Here is a 23,462-nt window from a genome sequence, read left to right as displayed (position 1 = left end):
TCACCGCCGGCCGGGTGGCCGCGGCGCGTGGAGGTCGAAGCGGACGCCGACCATGCGGACGATGAAGCAGACCGCCGCCGCGGCGAGTGCGGCCAGCGTGCCGCGGTACCCGAAGCTGTAGGCCGCGGCCGCGCAGCCCGCACCCAACAGCGCGGGAATGGCGTACAGCTCGCTGCGCAGCACGACCGGCACCCGGCCGAGCATCACGTCCCTGATCGTTCCGCCACCCACGGCGGTGATCGTGCCGACGATCATCGCCTGTGGCACACCGAATCCCATGTCGAGCGCCTTGACCGCCCCCAGCACGGCGAAGACGCTCAGCCCGACCGCGTCCAGGACGGTGATGACGGTCGCCAGCTTCTCGAGCACGTGGCTCAGCGCGAAGGCCAGCAGGCCCCCGACTGCCGCCAGCGCCAGGTAGCGCCAGTCGACGAAGGTGGCGGGCGGCAGGTCGTCGAGCAGCACGTCGCGGATCGTGCCGCCGCCGAGACCGGTGAACATGCCGAGGGTGATCACCCCGAAGATGTCGAGGCGTTCGGCGCGTACCGCGGTCAGCGCCCCGTTGAGCGCGAAGGCGAAGGTGCCCGCCAGGTCGAGCACCAGCAGTAGCGGTACGTCGGCCGGCATGGGGCCAGGTATACCGCGGCCGGGTGTTACTTCGCGACCACTCCGCGCAGACCGTCGGCGCCGAACAGCTGCTCGAGCATGCCGGACATGTCCGGCCCGCGACGCAGGCCGTGGCCGCCGTCGACGTTGATCACCTGCCCGGTGATCCACTCCGCGGCGTCGCTGAGCAGGAACACCGAGAGGTTCGCGATGTCGGTGACCTCGCCGAAGCGGGGCAGCGGCGTGCAGGCGCGGTAGTCCGCCGACACCTCCGGCGACTCCAGGATCGGTCCCACCAGGTCGGTCTGGATCAGGCCGGGCCGGATGCCGTTGACGCGCACCCACGACGGGCCCAGCTCGTCGGCGGCCAGCATCATGATGTGGTCGAGTGCCGCCTTGCTCGGACCGTAGGCGCCGAACCAGCGGTGGACGTTGCTCGACGCGATCGACGAGATCCCGACGAACGATCCGCCGCCGCCGCGGACCAGCTCGCGCGCGGCGTGCTTGAGCACGTACATCGTGCCGTTGACGTTGAGGTCCACCGTGCGCCTCCAGGCGTCGGAGTCGATCTGCGTGATCGGACCGATGGTCTCCGAACCGCCCGCGCTGTGCACGACGCCGTGTAGCCGCCCGTGCCAGGCGGCGGCCGCGTCGACGAGCCGTGCCGCTTCGTCCTCGTTGGTGATGTCGGTCGGTTCGTACCGCACCGAGTCACGATCGCCGAGCTCTTCGGCGACGGCAGCCAGCCGGTCGGCGTTGCGGCCGGCCAGCATGACCCTGCCACCGGCCGCCACCACCGCGGCGGCCACACCCTTGCCGATGCCGCTGCCACCACCGGTGACCACGTACGTCCGATCCGCCAACGACAGCTGCACCGCGACCCCTTCGCCAGGTTTACTAGAACAGGTTCTAGTTATACGTCACGGCTGATCGCGCCGGGCCGGCTTCGGCGCGCCCAGTGTGCGCCAGTCCGGCACGTCGGGCGGCAGGCCCAGTGGCAGTCGGTTCTCGTTGTGCGCGGCCCAGTGCGCGTGGCCGAGCTCATGGATGTGGAATCCGTGTCGCAGCGCCTCGGCGAAGCCCATCGCATCGCTGGCAGCGTTCACCGAATCCTTGATCAGCAGCGCCGCCATGGTGGGCCGTTCGGCGATCCGGCGGGCGAACTCGAGCGTCTTGTCCGTGAGCTCGTCGACCGGGAAGATCTTGGACACCATGCCCAGCCGGTAGGCGTCCTCGGCGTCGATCGAATCACCGGTCAGCAAGAGCTCTTTGGCCTTGCGGGGACCGAATTCCCACGGGTGGGCGTAATATTCGACGCCCGGCATCCCGAGCCGGACGCCCACCACATCGCTGAACTTCGCGTCGTCCGCGGCGACGATGAGGTCGCAGGCCCAGATCAGCATCAGCGCGGCGGATATGGCGTTGCCCTGTACCTGCGCGATGGTGATCTTGCGCAGATCGCGCCACCGCTTGGTGTTCTCGAAGTAGAAGTGCCACTCCTGCAGGTACAGCTTCTCCATCGAGGCGGACCGCGTCGCGCCGTGTGAGCGGAAGGTCGGATGCTGGTCCGGCCCCGGCGTGCGCTCGGCCAGTGCCGCCTCCGAGCCGAGGTCGTGTCCGGCCGAGAAGTTCTTCCCGCGCGCGGCCAGGATCACCACGCGCACCTGGTCGTCGGCCTCGGCGCGGGTGAAGGCCTCGTCCAGCTGCACCAGCAGGGTGCGCGACTGCGCGTTCTGGGATTCCGGCCGGTTGAGCCAGATGCGAGCTATCCGGCCCTCGTCGAGGGATTCGTAAGTCACCTGCTCATCGGCCATGGCAGGCACATTACGGGCAGCGCCCGGCCCGCCTTCACACAGTCGCGGCCATGATCAGCTACACCGTGTAGTAACAGGCGATCAACCGGCTGTCGCCGATGTCGCCTAGAGTTGACGTCATGCCCGCGAAATCTGATCCCGCCGAAATCGGCGACGTCGAACCACTGGCCGACAGCACTGCGCGTCAGGCCAGGCGCGTGGTCGCCGCCTACGCCACCGATGCCGACGAATGCCGGGTCTTCCTCTCGATGCTCGGTATTGGACCGTCGAAAATCGAGGCGTAGGTGTCACCGGAGGCCGGCGCACAGTCCGACTCCGGGGACTCCGACTTCGTCGTCGTGGCCAACCGGCTGCCGATCGACATCGAGCGCAACCCGGACGGCACCACGACGTACAAGCGGAGCCCCGGTGGCCTGGTCACGGCGCTGGAGCCGCTGCTACGTAAGCGGCACGGGGCATGGATCGGCTGGGCGGGCGTTCCCGACAGCGACGAAGATCCGATCGACGACGACGGCCTGCAGCTGTACCCGGTGTCGCTGTCGGCCGACGACGTCGCCAAGTACTACGAGGGCTTCTCCAACGCCACGCTGTGGCCGCTCTACCACGACCTGATCGTCAAGCCGATCTACCACCGCGAATGGTGGGAGCGCTACGTCGAGGTCAACCGGCGGTTCGCGGAGGCCACCGCACGTGCGGCCGCCAAGGGCGCCACCGTGTGGGTCCAGGACTACCAGCTGCAGCTGGTGCCCAAGATGCTGCGGATGCTGCGGCCCGACCTCACCATCGGGTTCTTCCTGCACATCCCGTTCCCACCGGTCGAGCTGTTCATGCAGATGCCCTGGCGCACCGAGATCATCGAGGGCCTGCTGGGCGCCGACCTGGTCGGCTTCCACCTGCCGGGCGGCGCGCAGAACTTCCTGATCCTGGCCCGCAGGCTGGTCGGCGCCAACACCTCGCGCGGCAACGTCGGTGTGCGGTCCCGCTTCGGCGAGGTGCAGGTCGGCTTCCGCACCGTCAAGGTCGGCGCGTTCCCGATCTCCATCGACTCGGCCGAACTCGACACCAAGGCGAGGAACCGGGAGATCCGGCAGCGGGCCCGCAAGATCCGTGCCGAGCTCGGGAATCCGCGCAAGATCATGCTGGGTGTCGACCGGCTCGACTACACCAAGGGCATCGACGTCCGCCTGCACGCGCTGTCGGAACTACTCGACGAGAAACGGGTGGACCGCGACGACACCGTGCTGGTGCAGCTGGCGACCCCCAGCCGGGAACGCGTCGAGAGCTACATCGCGATGCGCGAGGACATCGAGCGTCAGGTCGGCCACATCAACGGCGAGCACGGCGAAGTCGGCCACCCGATCGTGCACTACCTGCACCGGCCGATCCCCCGTGACGAGCTGATCGCGTTCTTCGTCGCCGCAGACGTCATGCTGGTCACGCCATTGCGTGACGGGATGAACCTGGTGGCCAAGGAGTACGTGGCCTGCCGCAGCGATCTCGGAGGCGCGCTGGTCCTCAGCGAATTCACCGGTGCGGCAGCCGAACTGCGCCAGGCATACCTGGCCAATCCGCATCACCTCGAGGGCGTCAAGGACGCGATCGAGGCGGCGCTGCGCCAGGCTCCCGAGGAGGGCAGGCGCCGGATGCGTGCGCTGCGACGGCAGGTGCTGGCACACGACGTCGACCGGTGGGCGCGTGCCTTCCTCGACGCGCTGGCCGACACCGAGTCACCGCGCGCCTAGATCGGCGCGATGTAACTGATCAGCCACTTCCCGTCGATTCGTTCGTACTCCACCCGCAGTCGCGCGCCGTCATAGATCGGTTGGTCGCGATTCGACTTCTCGGACACTGTGCGGTTGATGTAGACCATCACCGCTGCCGAGTTGCGCTGCGCACTCAGAACTCCGACGCCGACTACGTTGGCTTGGCTGACTACCTCTCGCTCCCGCGCCTGCGGAATGATGTCGGCGTTCGCCCTCTGCTCGAACTCCCTGCGATAGTCGGGCGTGAGCAGGTTGTAGGAATCGATGAGGTTGCGCTCGACCGTCTTGTAGTCGTAGGTGAAGACCGTCGGAATTTGTTTCTGCGCAAGTGGTCCGAGTTCGTCGCGGGCAGACTGCTCTCCACGCGTCTCCACCCGCTGCCAGTAGAGGCCACCACCCACGGCGGCCAGGCTGACGAACGCAACCGCCATCAGCCCGATGATTCCGCTGACGATCCAGCGCATCAGTTGCCACCGTTGGGATAGTTGAGGTCGTAGGCTGTCATCCGCCCGTCGTCATCCTCGTGCACGACGATGCGCAGCCGGTACGGCTGCGATGGCCTGTTGTTGCCGTCCATGTCGCTGGCCGTGACCCGAGCCGACACCAACACCGCCGCATTCTTACTGATGTCGTCGATGTTCTCCAATGCAGCACCGTTGATCACCGTCTCCGAACTGCCGCCGGTGTCCCGGAAAATCGCCTTGAGGTTCACCACGTTGTTGTTCTGGCTGAACATGTCTCGCAATGGCCCGCTGGTGCCTTCGTAGAATCGGTCGACACTCTCGTCGATGGTGTCCTGCCTGAAGCTGAACATGTTCACCACGGTCTGCGTCGCCGTGTCGACGAACCGCTGATTGCGTGCTTGCGTTGCTTCTGTGTGTTGTTTCTGGACGACCAGTACCGCCACTAAAGCGCCGAGAACACTCGTCGCGACGAGCCCAGACACCAACGCAACGATTGCGACCAGCCGTCGGTGCGCCTTCCGGCGTGGTGGGGGCGCAGCTTTGCCGAACTTGCGCGCAGACGTTGCACCGGTCGGCTTCGTGGTCTGAACACGTGCGACGGTGGCCTCGGCGGCTTTACCGTTCGCCGGACCTGCGGGCCGGGACGCGCGGCGACGTCGGGCCTGTTCCGGACGGGCCGAAGTAGGCGTCATCAGGCCAGCCTCGGATAGAGCATGAGATCAACCCAATTCTCCTGCGGCCGCACGTCAGCGACACCGGGGGCGTAGACCCCGCTACCGCCGGCCGGATCGACGAAGACTCCGGTTTTCTGGTCGTACGTCCCGTAAGCCGCCCCGCTCGCCTGCGGCACCGGCGCACCCTGCGGCACCGGCGCAGCGGGTGGCGGCGGCGCAGCGGGTGGCGGCGGCGCTGCGGGGGTCTGTGGCAGGGCCGCGGTGTTGTAGGGCCCCGCGAAGATCGGCGGCGGTGTTGGAGGACCGTTGATCGCCGGCCCGACCGGCGGCGGCGGCCATGCCTCCGGGTACGGCGCCGGCGGTATCCACGCCGTCAGCGGCGGCGGCGGTGGGCCATCGTTCGGAGGGGGAATGTACGGCCATGGTTGATGTGGCGCCGGCCCCGGGCCGGTTTGGACCCCGGGCGGTACCAGACCCGGCGCGACGGGGTACCCCGGGTCCGGGTCATTCTCCGGTGGAATGTAGGGAAACTTGTTGGGCGGGAAGATGTTTCGCCCATCCTCGGGCGTGTCGTCCTCCAGGACGTCCATCGGTGTGCCGATCGGCACCGGCGGACCGCGCCACGGGCTGTTACCGATCGGGACATAGCCACGGGGGTCGCGGCACAACTGAATTGTCGGCGCGCGCTTGCCGGGGAACTCCTGACAGGGATAGTTTCTCGCGCCGCGCACAACCATCGGATCATTCTGCGCGACTTTGCAATACAAGTCGTCGGGTAGCTCGCGCAGCGTGGTGTCGCCTGGCGTGCGAATCTCCGACGGCGGTAAGAATCCAGTGTTGCACGGCGGCGGATCATTGATCGAGATCTTGAAGTCCTGCTTGCCACCTTCGTCCGCGGGAAGTTGGCCGCCGATCGTCAACAGCGATGCCTGCAGCGCAGGAAAGATGACCAGCGCCTGTTCGATCGACCTGTGGTAGATGACGCCGACGCGGCCGAAGTTGGCCAGGTTGGCCGCGAGCACCGGGAACGAGGGCCGAATGCCCGCAAACGTCTCGCCGGCTTCGGCTGCCGCCGCCGGTGCCTCCGCAAGCAGCGCACGCAGTTGCGGATCGGCGTTGGCCACTTCGGTTGTCAAGCGCGCAAGGCCGTCGGCCGACGACCGGATGTCATCGCCACTGCGAATCTGCGCCTCGAGGAACGGTTCAGCCTGGTCGATCAGCGTCGCGGTCTGCGGCCAACTTGCGTTGGCCTCGTCGATCAGCGACCGTGCCGATTGAATGAGTCGCGCCAGTTCGGGCCCTGAGCCGTTGAACGCGTCGAACGTCTCGCGTAGGAGGTCCTGGATGCGGGTGTTGTCGAGGCTGTTCACCAATCGGTCCGCCTCACCCAGCAGCTCAGCGACGTCCTGCGGTATCGCCGTCCGTTCCTTCGGGATGGTTGCACCGTTGAACAGCAACGCCGGCGAGGGATCGGCGGGCGGAACGAAATCTACGTATTGTTCGCCGATCGCCGACACACTCTTGACGGTGGCGGTCGAATTCGCCGGAATCTTGACATCGCTGTTGAGTTCCATGTGCGCGGCGACGCCGTCGTCGGTCAACTCCACGGCCTGGACGCGGCCGGCTTGCACGCCGCGATAGGTGACATTGGCGTTCTCGTACAGCCCGCCACCGGCGACGAATTCGGCCGTGACACCGTACACACCGACGCCCAGCCGGGCGGGTACCCGAAGGTAGAAAAAGGAGATCGCGCCGACGGTGACCACGGTCACGACGGCGAAGATCATCAGTTGGATTCGCGCGGTTCGGTTGAGCATTACTCGGGCGGCACCTCCTGGCCCGACGCGGTACCGGGCGGGATCTTGAACGGATCAGCGGCCTGCCCGGACAAGTTTGCCATCTCCCCGGTCAAGAACTCCGGCGGGTTGACGACTTCGGCGAGGCGCTTCATGTTCGGGTCGAAGAACGACGTCGTGAAGATGGTCTCGCCGAGCCGGCGGATTGTCAGGTCGAATGTGGAGAAGATGTTGAAGTAGTCACCCCTGGCCACTCGATGCAGATTCTTGCCTGGGAACGGGAAGGTCGCCAAGCTGTCCAGGGAGGAGACGAGGTCCGCGCGGTTGTCATTGAGCGGTTTGATCACCGCGTACAAGTCGATCATGTCCTCCGCGAAATCGTCCTTGGTCTCGGCCAGGATGCGTGCTCCGACGGTGGCGAAACTCTGCAGTGCGGCGAACGCGTCAACGATGTTCGTCCGATTGTCGTTGAGCACGCGCAGCGCTGCCGGAAGGGTGTCCAGGGTCCGGCCGAGACTGTCCTTGCTGCGCGCGAGGACTCCGGCGAATCGGTTCAGGCCTTCGACAGCGGCGATGATGTCCTCGGTCTGCCGGTTCAACGACGCGGTCAGCTCGGCGAGCCGCGGGATCAGGCCCGCGAACTGGCCTTGACGGCCCGCCACCCCGTTGTAGACCTCTTGGGTGATATCCTGCAGCGCACCGAGATTGCCCTTGTTGACGACGACACCCAAGGCGGACAGCACTTCCTCGGTAGTGGGGTAGCGGCCGCCCTGGCTCCACGGGATCTCCGACCCGTCACGTAGCTCGCCCACCGGGGGTTGATCGACCGGAGCCGATAGCTCGATGTGCTGTGAACCCAACAGCGATGTCTGCGCGACCCTGGCCGTCGCGTTGGCCGGCAGCCGGACTTCGCGGTCAAGGGACAGTTGCACCGCAGCATAGAAGCTGCCATCTGACCGCTGCACAGCCTCGACCCCCGACACGCTGCCGACGGTGACGTCGTCGACCATCACGGGCGAGTTCTGCGGCAGAGTGGCAACGTCGGGCAGCTCCACGGCGATGGTGTACGCGCCCGCGCCGTGACCGGCCGTGCCGGGCATGTTCAGGGAGTTCAGCCCGCCGAACTGGCACCCGGTGAGTAGCACTACGCCGGAGCCGACGGCCACCATGCACCTGCTCACGCGGCCACTATTGCTTTGCAACGACTTTCGCGTCATCCTCCGCCTCCATGTTGTTGCGGAGCGATCGGCTGCACCGGCGCGCCGATCTCGGCCGGAAGCGGACCGGGCGCAGCTGGTGCCGGCGCACCCGGAGCCGGACCGGGCGGCGGACCACCGGGCGCTGGACCGGGCGGCAGTACCACCGGACCAAGCGTGTACGGCTGCGCAGGCGGCGGCGGACCAGGAACCGGGTTCGGTGGCAGCAGCAACGACGTGGGATCTCCTCCCTCACCGGCACGGGGCGGGAACCGCCCGTCGCTGGGGATCCACTCGAGGTGCGGGATGTAGGTTTGCGCCTTGGCCTCAGTCGCCGGGGTGTCGTAGATCACCTGGCCCTTGTACGCGCTGATCGTGTTGATCCCGTGCGCCATGAAGGGCGGGTAGTTCACCGCGAGGCGCTTGAGCACCGGAGCCATCCGCTGGCGGCAGATCTCGGATCGCTTGTCATAGTCGGGCATCCCCGCCGCGTCGAAATTGCCGCAGATGAACTGCACCGGATTGGCGAACTCCGGCAGGCCCAGAAGACCATTCGCGGTGCCCTGCGCCGGGTTGTAGATGTTGTAGAAGTTCGCCATCGCGTTCGGCAGGACGTGCAGTATCTGCTCGACGTCGTCGGTCTGCGTTGTCAGGATGCTGGTGAAGTCGGTCAGCCTGTTGACGTTGTCGATCAGCGCCGCGTTGTTCTCGTCGAGGAAGCCGCGGACGTCCGACAGGGCCTGGTTGAGACTGCCCAAGGTGTCGTCCAGCCCCACCGCGCTGTCGGCCAACACCTGAGAGACCGAGGCCAAATGCCCGCTGAACTGCACGATTTGCTCGTTGCTCCTCGACAGCGCGTCGACCAGGATCTGCAGGTTCTTCACCGTGCCGAACAGGTCCGTGCGTGAGTCGCCCAGCCGCCCCGCAGTCTGCGACAATTCGCGCACGGCTTGTCGAAACGAGTCGCCGTTTCCGTCGAAGGTATCGGCGGCCTGATTGACGAAGCTGCTCAACGGGCCGTGAACTTCGCCCGCCGACGGTCCGAGTTGCCGGCTGAGCCTGGTCAGCTCGGTCTTGACGTCGTCCCACTCGACCGGCACGGCGGTGCGGCCCAACTCGATGGTGCCGCCATCCTCCATTGCCGGACCCTGACTATAGGTAGGGGTCAGCTGAATGAACCGGGCTGCCACGAGGTTCGGGGCAATGACCACCGCGCGAGCGTCGGCGGGCACTTTGACGTCTTCCTTCACCCTCATGGTGATCTTGACGGCATCGGCCTGCGGCGAGATGGATTCGATCGAGCCGATAGGCACGCCGATGATACGAACCTCGTCGCCCGGATAGACGCCCGCCGCCGAGGTGAAGTATCCGACCACTGTGTACGTGGAGACTCGCGGCCACACCATGGCGACGCCACCGATCAGCGCAACCAGTAGCGCGGCGATGACGCCGTAGCGCAAGAGGCGGCTCACGGCGACTTCGGCCTTATTATCAGGCGCTCGTTGATGAACCCGCGCAGGAGGTCGGCGAGGCTGTCGGGAATCTTGCCCGGTTGGAAATAGAGGTCCAGTAGTGCGGCCGACTGCGTACCGTTCGGTATCGCATTGGGTAGGTTGACCTGGAAGCCTGAACCCGACGCGACCGACTCGCCGAGCGAGGTGGCGTAGCCTGGCAGACGCTTCAGCGCCTGGCTGATGTGTTCACGGCGTTCGAGCAGGTTGTCCAACACCAAGTTCAATTTCCTCAGGGCTGGGCCGAATTCGCGGCGGTTGTCGGCGACGAACCCCGAAATCTGCTGTGACACATCGTCGATGCCCGCGATCAGACTGCTCAGCGCAGCCCGTCGCTCATCGAGCGCGGCGAACAGCTGGTTGCCGTCGGTGATGAGCTGGTTCACCTGACCGGCCCGGTCTGCGAGCACCGCCGTCACCGACCTGGCGCGTGTCAACAGCTGACCCAGCGCTTCGTCGTTGGCGTTGATGCTGCGCGACAACGTGGCCACCCCGTCGAGCGTGCGGCGCAGCTCGGGCGTCGCGTCGCGGAACGAATCGGTCAGCACCTGCAACGCCTGGGTCAACTGGTTCCTATCGAGCGCACCGGAATTCTGACCGAGGTCCTGCAGCGCCATGTTCAAGGTGTACGGAGCAGTGGTGCGGCTCAAAGGAATTGATGTCACCGACCCGCTACCCTGCGGAACGATCCCCAACGACCTCTCCCCCAGAACGGTTTCGGTCCTGATCGATACGAGAGTCTGATCGCCGAGCCTGACCTTGCGGTCGACGGTGAACGCCACCTTTGCGGCGTTGCCCGCGAGGCCGACGTCGGTCACTTTGCCGACCGTGATGCCGGAGATGTTGACGTCGTTGCCCGGCGAGATACCACCTGCGTCGGCGAAGAAGGCCTCGTAGGTCTTGCCTTGCGGATAGAACGGCAAGCTGGTGTAGCCGAACGCAACGATCACGACACACGCCACGACCGCGATCCCGAGTACACCCGCCCGGATGGTCTTATCCATTGTCTGAACACCTGCCCTTCGACGGGTCCGGCACGCCACCGATCGGCAGGAAGATGTCGCTGCCTGCCGGCCCGTTGAATTTGAGCGTCGTCGCGCAGATGTAGTAGTTGAAGTACGAGCCGTACGCGCCAAGGGAATTGAGCCGCAGATAGTTTTCGGCCAACGGTTCGATGACGCGGTTGACCTCATCCTTTCGATTGTCGAGCTCGGTCGAAAGCGGACGAAGGTTTTCGAGCACGCCCTGCAGCGGCCGTCGCGAATCGACAAGCATGTCGGTCAGATCCGCTGAGGCGGATGCCAGCGGCGGAATGGCCCCTGCGATCGGGTCCCGGCCCTCCGCCAGTCCGCTGACCAGCTGTTGGAGTTCGTCCACGCTCGCATCGAACTCGACGCTCTTCTCGTCGATGGTCCCCAGCACCTCGTTCAGATTCTTGATCGCCTCGGAGATCACCTGATAGCGATCGCCCAGGGTCTGACTGAATGTTCCTGTTTCCGAGAGCAATCGCGACAGCGCACCACCCTCGCCTTGCAGCGATTCGATGACCGCACCACTTATCTGGTTGATCTGCTCGCCGTCGAGACCCTTGACCACCGGGCGTAGGCCACCGAGCAGAGCATCGAGATCCAAGGCCGGCTGGGTCTGGTCGATAGGAACCATCCCACCCGACGGCAACTTCCGAAGCTCGCCCGGACCCGAGGTGATCTCCATATAGCGGTCGCCGACGAGGTTCTCATAGCGGATCGCGGCCCGTGTCGAGGTGTACATCTGATACTTCTTGTCGATGTTGAACGCCACGTCAACGGTGTTGTCGGGGTTCAATTTCACATCGCCGACACTGCCCACCGGAACGCCGGCGATCCGCACGTCGTTGCCGCCCTTCAGCCGCGAGGCGTCGGCGAACGTGGCGTGATAGGTGTTGCTCGAAGCGAACCTGATTTCCCCGAAAACCACCACCAGACCGGCGGAGATGAGCAGCATGACCACCGCGAAAATGCTCACCTTGAGCAGATTTCCCCGGCGGCTCATCAAAAGTCGTCGCGTTCTGCGAATGCCCCGTTGAACAAGAACTGGAAGGTACTCGGGGCGTCGACCTGCACCTCGGTGAACGGCTCGTACGGAATTACGGCATTGTCGGTGACCAGGAAAGGCGAACGGTAGAAGGAGCCACCGTATTGCTTGGTGGGGAGGTTGGGCAGGCCGCGGCAGTTCGGACCGCCCGACGCATTCACGATCGGCAGACTCTCCGGATACGTGTAGGACGGCACGCCCAGCACGAAGCTGGAACTGACCATCGCGCCGGGTTTCATGCCGCCGACGACGCTTGCACCCCGCTCGGCCCCCTTCTTGACACCCTGCACTATGCAGCCGAGTACCGGCGAATAGTCCCCCAGCACCGTCAACGGCGCCCGCAGCCGCTGGATCGCTGCGATGTAGTCGTCTGCCGCCGGCTCCAACGTTGCGTATCCCTCGTTCGCCAAGCCGGTTGCCGCCAGCAGCGTCGCGTTGAGGTTCTCCTGCTCATCGACGATCGTGTTGCTGATGGTCGGCACGTTGTCGATCACGGTGACCAGATCGGGACCGGCATCGCCGTAGATGTTGGCGACCGTCGCTGTCTGCGCGAAGTCCGATTCGACAGTGGGCAACTTCGGGTTCAGTTGCGTCAGATACTGATTCAACCCTGCAAGGCTACCGCCGAATTCGTCACCGTGACCGCGCAACCCCTCGGCGATCGCCGATATGGTCGCGTTGAGATTCATCGGGTCGACCTTGTGCAGCACGTCGATCAGGGTCTGGAACAGCGTGTTGGCTTCCAGTTGCACGGCCTGGGCGGCGACGGTGGCGCCGGGACGCAACGGCGCGTCCGACGGTTGCTCCGGCGACATGAAATCTACCGACTTCGCACCGAACACGGTGGTGCTGGCGATTCGTACCGGGGCGTTCGACGGGACAAAACGCAACTGGTCCTCGCTGATCGCCAGCGTCAACTTCGCCTGGTCACCCGTATAGGCGATGTCTTCGACCTTGCCGATCTGGATACCGCGGTACTTGACCTTTGCTTCCTTGTCCATCACCAACCCGGCCCGCGGTGACATCACCGTCACGGTCTCGGTCGGGCTGAACGCCGCGGTATACGACAGATAAGTCAACACCGTGAACGCCACGATGATCGTCGCCAGCACTGCGGCGGCGAACCTGATCGCGGTGGTCCTCGACACGACGTCTGGCCTCCCCTTCTACCCCGAGAGGTTGAAATTACCGGACGCGCCGTACACGGCGAGTGCAATGAACAAGGTGATGACGACCACGACAATTAGCGACGTCCGTACCGCTTGACCCACCGCGACGCCTACGCCGACGGGTCCGCCGGAGGCGTTGTATCCGTAGTAGGTGTGCACCAGCATCACCGCGACCGCCATCACGATGGCCTGGGCGAAAGACCACAGCAGGTCCGTGGGGATCAAGAACGTGTTGAAGTAGTGGTCGTAGAGACCGCCGGACTGTCCGTTGACGTAGACGGTGATCGTGCGGGCGGAGAAGAACGCAGCCAAGGTTGCCAGCGAGTACAACGGAACGATCGCGACCAACCCGGCGATGATGCGGGTGGACACCAGGTAAGAGAGTGAATGTATGGCCATCGCCTCGGTGGCATCGATCTCCTCGGCGATGCGCATCGCGCCCAGTTGGGCGGTGGTGCCGGCGCCGATGGTGGCGGCCAGCGCGATGCCGGCGATGATCGGCGCAACGATGCGCACGTTGAGAAACGCGGAGAGGAACCCGGTCAGCGCCTCGATGCCGATGTTGCCGAGCGACTCGTAACCCTGGACCGCGATGACGCCGCCGGACGCCAGGGTCAGAAACGCCGCGACGCCGACCGTGCCGCCGATCAGCAGCAGCGCACCGGAGCCCAGCGTCATCTCGGCGATCAGCCGGAGTGTTTCCTTGCGGTAGTGCCCCAGCGCGTGCGGGATGTATCGGATCGACTCGGCGTAGAACAATGCCTGCTCGCCGAACGTGTCGACAGCCCGGGGCAGCCACCGGAACGCACGCCGAATGCGCAGCGCCGCGTCGTAACTCCCGATCTGACTCATTGGGTGATCCGAACGCCGATTGCCGTCATCAGCACATTGATCACGAAGAGGCAGATGAAGGCATAGATGACGGTCTCGTTGACAGCTTCTCCGACACCCTTGGGTCCGCCCTTGACGGTGAGGCCTCGGTAGCACCCGACCAGTCCCGCCATGACGCCGAACAAAAGGGCCTTGACTTCTGAGATCACCAACTCGGGCAACCCGGTCAGGATGGTCAGGCCGCTGATGAACGCTCCCGGATTCACGCCCTGCAGGAGCACGGAGAACACGTAGCCGCCGCTCAGGCCGATCGCAATCACCAGACCGTTGAGCAACATGGCCACGACCGTCGACGCCAGCACCCGCGGCACGACGAGTCGTTGGATGGGATCGATGCCGAGCACCCGCATCGCGTCGATCTCCTCGCGAATGGTGCGAGCGCCCAGATCGGCGCAGATCGCAGTCGCCCCCGCGCCGGCGACGACGAGCACGGTCGAGATCGGACCCAGCTGGGTGACGGTGCCGAACGCGGTTCCGGAGCCCGACAGATCCGCGGCGCCGAGTTCGCGCAGGAGAATGTTGAGAGTGAATGCGACCAGCACCGTGAACGGAATCGAGATCAGCACCGTCGGAATGAGCGAAACCCTGGCGATCATCCAGGTCTGGTCGAGGAACTCCTGAAATTGGAACGGCCGGCGGAACGTGGCTCGGAGAGTTTCGACGGACATCTGCATGAAACCGCCCACGGCCCGGGCCGGGACCGCGAGCTGTTCGAACAACCTCGGCTCCGTTCTCAGGGCGGGGGGAGTTCTCGAGATCTCGCCGTGGCGAAAAATCCCGGACCGCTTGTGACGGCGGCCAATCCACCCCTGGTTTAAGCACTGCTCTTAGTGAGCCGGCTCATACTAACTAGAACAAGTTCGCAGTGTCAAAGAACCGCAAAACCAGTCCATTTCGTTATATTCACGCTGCTCAGCGCGGGTGTGATGTAAGTCATTCTGAAACGTGTTCTAGTCTGCCTAGCCGGCTGACAACCGAGACTGTCAGTCTCGCGACTCCATCAGTGCGGTGGCGGAGAAGCCGCGCTCGGGATCGCGGTCAGCAAAGTATTCGCGCAGCGTCGAACTGAGCTCCGCAGGGTCCCACGCGTCCGCGTCCGCGGTGAACTGATGCTCGGCGACCGGCGCCGCCACCAAAGTGACAGTCGGACCATAGACGATGAAGAGCTGTCCGTTGACCCCTCCCGAGGCGGGCGAGGCCAGGAACCGGACCAGGTTCACGACGTGGTCGGTGGACAGTGGGTCGACCTGACCCGAGGGCAGCTCCGGCGCGTCGCCGAACACCCCGGCGGTCATCGCCGTGCGGGCTCGCGGCGCGATGGCGTTCGCCCGCACGCCGAAGCGCTCGAGCGCGCGCGCCGCCGACAGCGTGAGCGCGGTGATCCCGGCCTTGGCGGCGCCGTAGTTCGGCTGGCCGACCGGACCGGACAGGCCGGCCTCCGATGAGGTGTTGATGATGCGTCCGTAAACGGTCCCGTCCCCGGCCTTCGCCTTCGACCGCCAGTAGGTCGCCGCATTGCGGGTGAGCAGGAAGTGCCCGCGCAGGTGCACGGCGATGACGGCGTCCCACTCGTCGTCGGACATGTTGAACAGGATCCGGTCGCGGGTGATGCCTGCGTTGTTGACGACGATGCCCAGGCCGCCGAGGCCGTCGGCGGTCTCCACCAATTCGTCGGCGGTGGCGCGCTCGCTGATGTCGCCGACCACCGCCACCCCCTTGGCGCCTGCCGAGGAGATCTCGTCGAGCACGTCGGATTTGTCCAGCGCCGCGGCGATGTCGTTCACCACCACCGACGCGCCGGCCTGAGCGAGCCCGATCGCTTCGGCACGGCCCAGCCCGGCGGCCGCACCGGTCACGACGGCGACCCGTCCGGACAGATCGGTCACGTCTGAATCAGTCAATTTATGAATACCTCTAGTCTTTCCGGATCAGGGCGGCGCGGGGACATTCGGCGATGGACTGCTCGGCGACGTCCTCCTGATCGCCGGGCACCGGATCCTCCCTGACGACGGCGTAGTCCTCGTCGTCGAGATCGAACAGATCCGGTGCAATTCCCACGCAGACCGCATTGCCCTCGCATCGGTCCCGGTCGACTTCCACTCGCATGACAACCTCCTCGCAACCGCTGTGCGGACGGCCCGCCCGTGATGAAGGGTCAGAATACGACCCCGGCTTCAGGCGCGTGCGCAACACCGGCCTGGACCCCAAGACTAGAACGTGTTACAACCAGGTGGATACCAGGGTGCCCACGAGCGGGCGCCGACAAGTGAGGATTCACCGCCATGCGGATCGGCTACAGCCCCGAACAGGAGGAGTTGCGCCGCGAACTGCGCGCCTACTTCGCCAAGCTCATGACGCCCGACCGGGCCGAGGCGCTCGCGTCCAACGACGGCGAGATGGGACGCGGCAACGTCTACCGCGAAACCGTCGCGCAGATGGGCAAGGACGGCTGGCTGACGCTGAACTGGCCGACGGAGTACGGCGGCCAGGGCCGCCCGCCGATCGACGCGCTGATCTTCACCGACGAGGCGGCGATCGCCAACGTGCCGGTGCCGTTCCTCACGATCAACAGCGTCGCGCCGACCATCATGGCGTTCGGCACCGACGAACAGAAGAAGTTCTTCCTGCCAAAGATCGCCGCCGGGGAACTGCACTTCTCGATCGGCTACTCCGAACCGGGCGCGGGCACCGACCTCGCGTCGCTGCGCACCACTGCGGTGCGCGACGGGGACGACTACCTGATCAACGGCCAGAAGATGTGGACCAGCCTGATCGCCTACGCCGACTACGTCTGGCTGGCGGTGCGGACCAATCCGGAGGCCAAGAAGCACCGCGGCATCTCGATGCTCATCGTGCCCACCACTGCCGAGGGCTTCTCGTGGACGCCGGTGCACACCATGTCCGGCGTCGACACCAGTGCCACCTACTACCAGGACGTCCGGGTTCCGGCGACGAGTCTCGTCGGTGAGGAGAACGCCGGCTGGAAGCTCGTCACCAACCAGCTGAACCACGAGCGGGTCGCCCTGGTGTCCGCCCAGCCGATCTACGTGGCGCTCAACGCGGTCCGCGACTGGGCGCAGAACACCAAGGACGCGCACGGCAATCGGCTGATCGACTCGGAGTGGGTGCAGCTCAACCTGGCGCGGGTGCACGCCAAGGCCGAGGTGCTCAAGCTGGTCAACTGGGAACTCGCCTCCGCCGACGGCGCCGGCCCCTCGCCCGCAGACGCCTCGGCGGCCAAGGTCTACGGCACCGAGCTGGCGACCGAGGCCTACCGGCTGCTGATGGAGGTGCTCGGCACGTCGGCGACGCTGCGGGCCGATTCCCCCGGCGCACTGCTGCGCGGGCGTATCGAGCGCATGCACCGGTCGGCGCTCATCCTGACGTTCGGCGGCGGCACCAACGAGATCCAGCGCGACATCATCGGCATGGTCGCGCTCGGCCTGCCCCGGGTCAACCGGTAGGAAAGGGACTCCCCCGATATGGACTTCACCACGACTGAAGCAGCCGACGACCTCGGCGGGCTGGTCCGCACCATCACCGAGTCGGTGGTCACCCCTGAGCACCAGCGCGAGCTCGACAGGCAGGAGCATCGCGTCGACCGGGAACTGTGGCAGAAGCTGATCGACGCCGACGTGCTGAGCACCACCGCACCCGAGTCGCTCGGCGGCGGCGGGTACGGGGTGCTCGAAGAGGTGGCCGTGCTGGTGGCGCTGGGCCGTCGGCTGGCCGCGGTGCCCTACCTCGAGTCGGTGGTGCTGGCCGCGGGTGCGCTTGCCGCGTTCGGTTCCGAAGCGCTGCAGCAGGAGTGGGCGGCACCGGCGGTCACCGGCGGCAAGATCCTGACCGTCGCGCTCGACGGTGAGATGGGCGAGGGCCCCGTCCGGGCGACGGCGAGCGGCGGGAATCACACCCTGACCGGCACCCGTACCCAGGTTCCGTACGGCCCGGTGGCCGACGCGTTCCTGGTGCCGGCCGAAACGGACTCGGGCACTGCGGTCTTCCTGGTGAGCAGGGACGATCCGGGGGTGTCGGTGCGCACGCTGGAGACCACGGGTCTCGGCAGCGTGGGATACCTGGAGCTGCAGGGCGTCGAGGTCGGCGGCGACCGCGGACTCGGCGACGCGGTGGCGTGGCTGACCGCGAGGTCCATGCTCGGCCGAAGCGCCTTTCAGCTCGGCGTGCTGGAGCGCGCGCTCGAGCTGACCGCCGAATACGCCAGGGAGCGTGAGCAGTTCGACCGGCCGATCGGCAGCTTCCAGGCGGTGTCGTCGCGGCTGGCCGACGGCTACATCGACATCAAGGGCCTCCGGCTGACCCTGACGCAGGCTGCCTGGAGGCTGTCGGAAGACCTGCTGTCCGACATCGACGTCGCCAGTGCGGCGTTCTGGGCGGCCGAGGCCGGCCACCGGGTCGCTCACACCACGGTGCACGTGCACGGCGGCGTCGGCATCGACATGGACCATCCGGTGCACCGGTACTTCCTGGCCGCCAAGCAGACCGAGTTCGCGGTCGGCGGCGCCACCGGTGCGCTGCTGCGCATCGGCCGCGAGCTGGCTGACACCCCGGTCTGACTGTGGACGGCGGGCCGACCGTCGGTCGACTGCTGGAACCGCTGACCGAGGTCGACGACCGCGGGGTGTACGCGGAGGACACCTTCATCAGTTGGCGGCAACACCTGGCCGACGGCGCGGCACTCGGTGCGGCCCTGTGGGCGCGGCTCGACCCGGACCGCCCGCCGCACATCGGCGTGCTGCTGGGCAACACCCCGTTCTTCTCGACGGTGCTCGTCGCCGCGGCCATGACGGGACTGGTCCCGGTGGGGCTCAATCCCACTCGCCGCGGCGCCGCACTGGCCCGCGACATCGACCGCGCCGATTGCCAGTTGGTGCTCGCCGATGACGCGGGCCCGGTGCCCGACGGGGTGGAGTTCGTCGACGTGGGATCGGCGGCGTGGGCCGAGGAGGTGGCCGGGCAGCACGGTACGCCGGTGCGGTTCGCCGACATCGCGTCCGACGACCTGTACATGCTGATCTTCACCTCCGGCACCAGCGGCGAACCCAAGGCGGTGCGCGTCACCAACGAGAAGGTGGCGTTCCCCGGCCGAATGCTCGCCGACCGGTTCGGCCTCGGCCCGGCGGACACGTTCTACCTGTCGATGCCGCTGTTCCACTCCAACGCGATCATGGCCGGCTGGGCGGTGGCCGCAGCGGCAGGCGGATCGATCGCGTTGCGGAGCAGGTTCTCCGCGTCCGCGTTCATGTCCGACGTCCGCCGCTTCGGCGCCACCTACGCCAACTACGTCGGCAAGCCGCTGTCCTACATCCTCGCCACACCGGAGCGTGACGACGACGCCGACAATCCGCTGAAGTTCCTGTACGGCAACGAAGGCGCGCCTCGCGACCTGGACCGCTTCGCGCGGCGGTTCGGCGTCGTGGTGGTCGACGGCTTCGGCTCCACCGAGGGCGGGGTGTCGATCGCGCGAACGCCGGACACCCCCGACGGCGCACTCGGGCCGCTGACCGACGAGGTGGCCGTCGTGGACGTCGAGACCGGCGAGCCGTGCCCGCCCGGCAAGATCGGCGAACTGGTCAATCCCCGCGGGGGCGGCCAGTTCCGCGGCTACTACAACGACCCGGATGCTGAGGCCGTCCGGATGGCGGGCGGCATGTACCACAGTGGGGATCTGGCCTATTGCGACGAGAACGGCTTCGTGTACTTCGCCGGCCGTCTCGGTGACTGGATGCGCGTCGACGGCGAGAACCTCGGCACCGCACCGATCGAGCGGATCCTGGCACGCCATCCCGACGTCGCCCATGTGGCCGTCTATCCGATTCCCGACCCGGCTGTCGGCGACCAGGTGATGGCCGCGCTGGTGCTGATTCCGGGCGCCGACCTCGACGCCGCGCGGCTGTGCGAATTCCTGTCAGCGCAGGACGATCTGGGCCCCAAGCAGTGGCCGTCGTTCGTCCGCATCACCACCGAACTGCCCCGCACCGAGACGTTCAAGGTGCTCAAGCGCCTTCTGTCGGCCGACGGCACCGACTGTGCCGACCCGGTATGGGAGATCAGCCGACCGTCGCGCTGACCCGGCACGGCACCCCGTTCACCACGTGGGTGTTGCTCGGAACATCGATCACGTCAACCGGATTCAGCAGATTCGAGTTGACCCCCGGATGGGCGTTGGCGACCCCGAGCCGGGTGCCGGGCCTGCCGTGACCCCAGCCGTGCGGCAGGGACACCACGCCGGGCATCATCTCGTCCGACGTCTCCACCGGAATCTCGAGTGAGCCCGCGCTGGTCGTCACGACGGCGAGTTCTCCGTCTGCGACGCCTGCCGAACGGGCGTCGTCGGGATGGATCAGCAGCGTGCAGCGGTCACGCCCGCGCATCAGGGCCGGTACGTTGTGCAGCCACGAGTTGTTGGACCGCAGGTGACGCCGGCTGGTCAGCACCAGACCCGGGCCGGCACGGTCGATCCGGTCCAGCAGGCGAGGGATGTCGTCGGTGATCCACGGGTGTATCAGTTCGATCCGGCCCGACGGTGTGGCGACGGCGTCGTCGAGGCGCCCGCCGTCCAGCTCCGCCAGCCGTAGCCCGTCGGGGTGAGCGCGCACCGCGTCCAGCGTCAGCCCGCCGGGATTGCTGCCCAGCTGATCGCCCCACGGCCCCAATCGGATTCCGAGGTCCGCGAGCCTCGCCGGTCCGCCGCCGGACAGCGCCGCGAAGGCCTCACCCGGGTCACGTCCCGTCAACGGGGTTCCCGGCTGGGTGCACATCGCCGACAGCAGCCCGGTGGTGTACATGTCGTCCATCGCCGTCACGTCGACGTCCTGAACCGGAACCCCGAGCGCCGCGGCACCGAGCCGCAGCAGGATCTCCCACTCCGCAGGACGGTCGGGATCGGGAGGGAAGACCGGCGCCGACCACTTGAGGCAGGACGCGACGGCGTACATCCAGTACAGGTCGTCACTGTGCGCGCGTTCGAGCGGCGAGAGCCCGGGCAGGATCACGTGCGCGTGCCGGGTGGTCTCGTTGAGCCAGTTGTCCACCGCGATCATCGCGTCGAGCTTCGGCAGCGCCATGTCCAGGCGGCGCGCGCCGGGCGCCGAGATCACCGGGTTGCCTGCGACCGTGATCAGTGCGCGGATGCGGCCGTCCCCGGGGGTGTCGATCTCTTCGGCGAGGCAACTGAGCGGGAACTGTCCGAGCACCTCCGGTGCGCCGCGGACCCGGCTGCGGAACCGGCCGAACTCCCAGCGCTCACCCGTCTGGTCGGGCGGCCTCATGAACATCGGCGAGTACACCGCGGGTTTGGCGAACACTGTGCCGCCCCGCCGGTCGACCGCTCCGAGTGCGACGTTGAGGACGAACACGAGCCATGTGGTGAGCGTGCCGAATTCTTGTGTGCAGGTTCCGATCCGGCTGTACAGCACCGGTGAGCGCGCCGCGGCGAGCTCGGCGGCCAGCCGCCGGATGGTGGTCGCCTCGATGCCGGTGGCCGCGCTGACCCGGTCCTCGGTGAAGGGATCGGCGAATGCGATTGCCTCGTCCAGCCCGTCGACCTTGCCCGCGAGGTGCGCGGGGCGCCGGATGTTGCCGTCGGCGGCCAGAATTCGCAGGATGGCGAACAGCAGCAGGGCATCGGTGCCGGGTCGGATGGGCACCCACTCGGTGGCCCGGTCGGCGGTGGGCGTGCGGCGCGGGTCGACGACGACCACGGCGCCGCCGCGGCGACGGATGTCGGCCAGGAGTCCCATCACGTCGGGCGCCGACAGCATCGAGCCCTGGGAGGCAGCGGGGTTCGCGCCGAGGATGACGAGATGGTCGGTGCGCTCCAGGTCGGGAATCGGTGCGTTCCACATGCCGCCGAACAACAGCGTGCCCACCACGTTGAGCGGCCACTGGTCGACGGTCCCCGGGGAGTAGTACGCGGGCATCCCTGCGGCTCCGGCCATCCCGACCAGGGCGCCGATATAGGAGGCGAGGTCGAGGTTGTGCGCCACGGGATTGCCGACGTAGACGGTCAGCGCCCGGGCGCCGTCCTCGTCCAGCACGGGTCGCAGCCGTCGCTCGATCTCGGCGAACGCCTCGTCCCACCCGACGGTGCGGTGGACGCCGTCGCTGCCCTTGACCATCGGCATGCGCAACCGGTCCGGATCCTCGTGCAGCGCGCCCAGTGTGGTGCCCTTGGGACAGAGGTGGCCGCGCGACCACACATCGTCGCCGTTGCCGCGGATGCTCAGCACCCGGTCGTCGCGCACGCGGACACGCAAACCGCACATCGCTTCGCAGAGTGGGCACGTCACACGGTGATCGGACACCTCACTGGACATGTGTCCAGGTTATGGGCTGGGCGAGTGGCCTGCGGTGGATTCCCTGGAACGGGGTTGGCGGTACGGTCGGTCGGGTGGGTTATCGCGAGTTCTCGCCACCGCACCGGCTGCGCGATCTGGTCGAGTGCGGGTGGACACGCGACGGGTCCGCCGAGCCGGGCCGTGTCCTGCCCGACGGCTGCATGGACCTCATCCAGATGGACGGTCATGTCGTCGTCGCCGGACCGGACACCGTCGCACACCTCAGCGGCTCCCACCCGGATACCGTGCGCGGACTTCGGTTCCGGCCCGGTGTGCTGCCCCGGCTGCTGGGTGTCCCGGCTTCCGAGCTCCGCGGTCACCGGGTGCCGCTGGCGGACCTGCGCTCCGACGTCGCCGACCGTCCGCTGCTCGGGGTGACCGACGCCCTCGCCGCCGGGGAGCCGGCCACCGAGACGGCGCCCTGGCCCCTGCCGGTGCTGCGGCACGTCACCGCACGCCTGGCCGACGGTGCGGCGGTGACGGAGGTGGCCGCCGAGGTGGGCTGGTCCGCACGCACCCTGCAGCGCCACTGCGGCGCGGTGTACGGCTACGGCCCGGTGGTGCTGCGGCGCGTGCTGCGGTTCCGTCGTGCGGTGCGCCTGCTCGGCGACGGTCTCGCCGCGGCCGAGGTCGCCACGCGCGTCGGTTACGCCGACCAGCCGCACCTGCACCGCGAGGTCCGGACGCTGGCAGGCGTCGCCGTCGCTCAGCTGGCCAGCGGCGCGAACAGGTCCACCGATGTGCCGTCGGGATCGGCCACCGTGGCGTAGCGCTGCCCCCACGGCGCATCGAAAGGCTCGAGCGTGGCGGGATGACCTGCTGCGGTGAGCTTTTCGTAGAGCGCGTCGACCTGAGCCGGTGAGCCGACCCGGAAGGCCAGCGCCACCCGGCCCGCCGACACCGGGGGCGTCCACCCCGGGTGCATCCCGGCGATGGTCTCTTCGGTGTCGAACGCGAGCAGGTTTCCGCCGGGCAGTTCGGCCTCGACATGCGGGGCCCCTTCGGGTTCCGGTACGGCCAACCCCAGCAGGCGGTAGAAGTCGAGCGTCCGCCGTAGATCCTTGGCGACGATCTCGATCGTGGTCCCGGTGAGCGCGATATCCATGCCGATCACGTTAAGGACACCGCACGGAACTGTCGTGAACGAA

At 66.9% G+C, this 23,462-nt stretch carries 23 protein-coding genes; 6 read left to right on the top strand and 17 right to left on the bottom strand.

The genetic code is table 11. From position 1 onward, the window contains the following. The 3 genes from ACPCHZ_RS07615 to ACPCHZ_RS07605 are packed head-to-tail and all read right to left on the bottom strand — an operon-like array spanning nucleotide 1 to nucleotide 2,420. Complete coding sequence (locus ACPCHZ_RS07615) at nucleotides 1-627, bottom strand: trimeric intracellular cation channel family protein (protein WP_423484187.1); 627 nt, start codon at nucleotides 625-627, stop codon at nucleotides 1-3. A gap of 26 nt (nucleotides 628-653) precedes the next feature. Beyond that, a complete protein-coding gene (locus ACPCHZ_RS07610; RefSeq protein ID WP_364975824.1) occupies nucleotides 654-1,481 on the bottom strand; it encodes an SDR family oxidoreductase in 828 nt (275 codons plus the stop codon). A gap of 45 nt (nucleotides 1,482-1,526) precedes the next feature. Further along, a complete protein-coding gene (locus ACPCHZ_RS07605; RefSeq protein WP_423484186.1) occupies nucleotides 1,527-2,420 on the bottom strand; it encodes an enoyl-CoA hydratase in 894 nt (297 codons plus the stop codon). Nucleotides 2,421-2,539: 119 nt separating this feature from the next. Here ACPCHZ_RS07605 and ACPCHZ_RS07600 point away from each other — a divergent pair, with 119 nt between their 5' ends. Together ACPCHZ_RS07600 and ACPCHZ_RS07595 are read left to right on the top strand one after the other, a co-directional pair. Further along, entirely contained in the window at nucleotides 2,540-2,704 is a 165-nt protein-coding gene (locus ACPCHZ_RS07600) for a hypothetical protein (protein WP_364975828.1), read from the top strand. Beyond that, entirely contained in the window at nucleotides 2,705-4,162 is a 1,458-nt protein-coding gene (locus ACPCHZ_RS07595; RefSeq protein WP_423484185.1) for an alpha,alpha-trehalose-phosphate synthase (UDP-forming), read from the top strand. Here ACPCHZ_RS07595 and ACPCHZ_RS07590 read toward each other — a convergent pair. The 12 genes from ACPCHZ_RS07590 to ACPCHZ_RS07535 form a co-directional block, all read right to left on the bottom strand. Next, the gene (locus tag ACPCHZ_RS07590; protein ID WP_423484184.1) at nucleotides 4,159-4,647 is read right to left on the bottom strand and encodes a mammalian cell entry protein; all 489 of its coding nucleotides are present in this window, start codon (nucleotides 4,645-4,647) and stop codon (nucleotides 4,159-4,161) included. The genes ACPCHZ_RS07595 and ACPCHZ_RS07590 overlap by 4 nt on opposite strands. Continuing rightward, nucleotides 4,647-5,339, bottom strand: coding sequence for a mammalian cell entry protein (locus tag ACPCHZ_RS07585; protein WP_423484183.1), 693 nt, complete (start codon nucleotides 5,337-5,339; stop codon nucleotides 4,647-4,649). The genes ACPCHZ_RS07590 and ACPCHZ_RS07585 overlap by 1 nt, the downstream gene beginning before the upstream one ends. Further along, a complete protein-coding gene (locus ACPCHZ_RS07580; RefSeq protein ID WP_423484182.1) occupies nucleotides 5,339-7,138 on the bottom strand; it encodes an MCE family protein in 1,800 nt (599 codons plus the stop codon). The genes ACPCHZ_RS07585 and ACPCHZ_RS07580 overlap by 1 nt, the downstream gene beginning before the upstream one ends. After that, nucleotides 7,138-8,286 (bottom strand): MCE family protein, encoded by a 1,149-nt coding sequence (locus ACPCHZ_RS07575; protein WP_423484181.1) that lies wholly within the window; start codon nucleotides 8,284-8,286, stop codon nucleotides 7,138-7,140. Before ACPCHZ_RS07575 ends, ACPCHZ_RS07580 begins: the two co-directional genes overlap by 1 nt. A 44-nt stretch (nucleotides 8,287-8,330) precedes the next feature. Then, nucleotides 8,331-9,785, bottom strand: coding sequence for an MCE family protein (locus ACPCHZ_RS07570; RefSeq protein ID WP_423484180.1), 1,455 nt, complete (start codon nucleotides 9,783-9,785; stop codon nucleotides 8,331-8,333). Beyond that, nucleotides 9,782-10,828: an MCE family protein gene (locus tag ACPCHZ_RS07565; RefSeq protein ID WP_423484179.1), complete on the bottom strand. Its 1,047-nt coding sequence runs from the start codon at nucleotides 10,826-10,828 to the stop codon at nucleotides 9,782-9,784. Before ACPCHZ_RS07565 ends, ACPCHZ_RS07570 begins: the two co-directional genes overlap by 4 nt. Further along, nucleotides 10,821-11,855, bottom strand: a complete 1,035-nt coding sequence (locus ACPCHZ_RS07560; protein WP_423484178.1) for an MCE family protein — start codon at nucleotides 11,853-11,855, stop codon at nucleotides 10,821-10,823. Before ACPCHZ_RS07560 ends, ACPCHZ_RS07565 begins: the two co-directional genes overlap by 8 nt. Beyond that, nucleotides 11,855-13,045 (bottom strand): MCE family protein, encoded by a 1,191-nt coding sequence (locus ACPCHZ_RS07555; protein ID WP_423484177.1) that lies wholly within the window; start codon nucleotides 13,043-13,045, stop codon nucleotides 11,855-11,857. Before ACPCHZ_RS07555 ends, ACPCHZ_RS07560 begins: the two co-directional genes overlap by 1 nt. A gap of 18 nt (nucleotides 13,046-13,063) precedes the next feature. Beyond that, a complete protein-coding gene (locus ACPCHZ_RS07550) occupies nucleotides 13,064-13,918 on the bottom strand; it encodes an MlaE family ABC transporter permease (RefSeq protein WP_423484176.1) in 855 nt (284 codons plus the stop codon). Then, on the bottom strand, nucleotides 13,915-14,676 hold the full coding sequence (locus ACPCHZ_RS07545; RefSeq protein ID WP_264014061.1) for an MlaE family ABC transporter permease: 762 nt from the start codon (nucleotides 14,674-14,676) through the stop codon (nucleotides 13,915-13,917). Before ACPCHZ_RS07545 ends, ACPCHZ_RS07550 begins: the two co-directional genes overlap by 4 nt. Nucleotides 14,677-14,940: 264 nt before the next feature. Further along, complete coding sequence (locus ACPCHZ_RS07540) at nucleotides 14,941-15,867, bottom strand: 3-oxoacyl-ACP reductase (protein WP_423484677.1); 927 nt, start codon at nucleotides 15,865-15,867, stop codon at nucleotides 14,941-14,943. 4 nt (nucleotides 15,868-15,871) lie between these two features. Then, nucleotides 15,872-16,063: a ferredoxin gene (locus ACPCHZ_RS07535; protein ID WP_423484175.1), complete on the bottom strand. Its 192-nt coding sequence runs from the start codon at nucleotides 16,061-16,063 to the stop codon at nucleotides 15,872-15,874. 176 nt (nucleotides 16,064-16,239) lie between these two features. Between ACPCHZ_RS07535 and ACPCHZ_RS07530 the strand changes: the two genes are divergently transcribed. Genes ACPCHZ_RS07530 through fadD17 form a run of 3 tightly spaced genes read left to right on the top strand, consistent with a single transcriptional unit; the run spans nucleotide 16,240 to nucleotide 20,045 of the window. Next, on the top strand, nucleotides 16,240-17,421 hold the full coding sequence (locus ACPCHZ_RS07530) for an acyl-CoA dehydrogenase (RefSeq protein ID WP_364975861.1): 1,182 nt from the start codon (nucleotides 16,240-16,242) through the stop codon (nucleotides 17,419-17,421). Nucleotides 17,422-17,439: 18 nt separating this feature from the next. Further along, nucleotides 17,440-18,531: an acyl-CoA dehydrogenase family protein gene (locus ACPCHZ_RS07525; protein ID WP_423484174.1), complete on the top strand. Its 1,092-nt coding sequence runs from the start codon at nucleotides 17,440-17,442 to the stop codon at nucleotides 18,529-18,531. A 2-nt stretch (nucleotides 18,532-18,533) separates the two neighbouring features. Next, nucleotides 18,534-20,045, top strand: a complete 1,512-nt coding sequence (gene fadD17, locus ACPCHZ_RS07520) for a long-chain-fatty-acid--CoA ligase FadD17 (protein ID WP_423484173.1) — start codon at nucleotides 18,534-18,536, stop codon at nucleotides 20,043-20,045. Here the strand turns inward: fadD17 and ACPCHZ_RS07515 are convergent. Next, the gene (locus ACPCHZ_RS07515; RefSeq protein ID WP_423484172.1) at nucleotides 20,026-22,293 is read right to left on the bottom strand and encodes a molybdopterin-dependent oxidoreductase; all 2,268 of its coding nucleotides are present in this window, start codon (nucleotides 22,291-22,293) and stop codon (nucleotides 20,026-20,028) included. The two genes, fadD17 and ACPCHZ_RS07515, sit on opposite strands and share 20 nt — an antisense overlap. A 74-nt stretch (nucleotides 22,294-22,367) precedes the next feature. On the opposite strand from ACPCHZ_RS07515, the gene ACPCHZ_RS07510 reads away from it, so the two are divergent. Then, entirely contained in the window at nucleotides 22,368-23,084 is a 717-nt protein-coding gene (locus ACPCHZ_RS07510) for a DUF6597 domain-containing transcriptional factor (RefSeq protein ID WP_423484171.1), read from the top strand. Here the strand turns inward: ACPCHZ_RS07510 and ACPCHZ_RS07505 are convergent. Then, nucleotides 23,021-23,419 (bottom strand): VOC family protein, encoded by a 399-nt coding sequence (locus ACPCHZ_RS07505; protein ID WP_423484170.1) that lies wholly within the window; start codon nucleotides 23,417-23,419, stop codon nucleotides 23,021-23,023. The genes ACPCHZ_RS07510 and ACPCHZ_RS07505 overlap by 64 nt on opposite strands. Nucleotides 23,420-23,462: the final 43 nt, after the last annotated feature.

Source organism: Mycobacterium sp. NPDC050041 (assembly GCF_049541695.1).
Lineage (GTDB): Bacteria > Actinomycetota > Actinomycetes > Mycobacteriales > Mycobacteriaceae > Mycobacterium.
Note: the sequence above shows the minus strand (reverse complement) of the source record. Positions and strands in the feature narration are given on the sequence as shown.

Coding starts and splice junctions, on each gene's coding strand:
- ACPCHZ_RS07590 (WP_423484184.1), bottom strand. CDS start 4,647: ATGCGCTGGATCGTCAGCGGAATCATCGGGCTGATGGCGGTTGCGTTC.
- ACPCHZ_RS07580 (WP_423484182.1), bottom strand. CDS start 7,138: ATGCTCAACCGAACCGCGCGAATCCAACTGATGATCTTCGCCGTCGTG.
- ACPCHZ_RS07505 (WP_423484170.1), bottom strand. CDS start 23,419: ATGGATATCGCGCTCACCGGGACCACGATCGAGATCGTCGCCAAGGAT.
- ACPCHZ_RS07605 (WP_423484186.1), bottom strand. CDS start 2,420: ATGGCCGATGAGCAGGTGACTTACGAATCCCTCGACGAGGGCCGGATA.
- ACPCHZ_RS07515 (WP_423484172.1), bottom strand. CDS start 22,293: ATGTCCAGTGAGGTGTCCGATCACCGTGTGACGTGCCCACTCTGCGAA.
- ACPCHZ_RS07550 (WP_423484176.1), bottom strand. CDS start 13,918: ATGAGTCAGATCGGGAGTTACGACGCGGCGCTGCGCATTCGGCGTGCG.
- ACPCHZ_RS07600 (WP_364975828.1), top strand. CDS start 2,540: ATGCCCGCGAAATCTGATCCCGCCGAAATCGGCGACGTCGAACCACTG.
- ACPCHZ_RS07615 (WP_423484187.1), bottom strand. CDS start 627: ATGCCGGCCGACGTACCGCTACTGCTGGTGCTCGACCTGGCGGGCACC.
- ACPCHZ_RS07565 (WP_423484179.1), bottom strand. CDS start 10,828: ATGGATAAGACCATCCGGGCGGGTGTACTCGGGATCGCGGTCGTGGCG.
- ACPCHZ_RS07530 (WP_364975861.1), top strand. CDS start 16,240: ATGCGGATCGGCTACAGCCCCGAACAGGAGGAGTTGCGCCGCGAACTG.
- ACPCHZ_RS07525 (WP_423484174.1), top strand. CDS start 17,440: ATGGACTTCACCACGACTGAAGCAGCCGACGACCTCGGCGGGCTGGTC.
- ACPCHZ_RS07585 (WP_423484183.1), bottom strand. CDS start 5,339: ATGACGCCTACTTCGGCCCGTCCGGAACAGGCCCGACGTCGCCGCGCG.
- ACPCHZ_RS07535 (WP_423484175.1), bottom strand. CDS start 16,063: ATGCGAGTGGAAGTCGACCGGGACCGATGCGAGGGCAATGCGGTCTGC.
- ACPCHZ_RS07560 (WP_423484178.1), bottom strand. CDS start 11,855: ATGAGCCGCCGGGGAAATCTGCTCAAGGTGAGCATTTTCGCGGTGGTC.
- ACPCHZ_RS07575 (WP_423484181.1), bottom strand. CDS start 8,286: ATGGTGGCCGTCGGCTCCGGCGTAGTGCTACTCACCGGGTGCCAGTTC.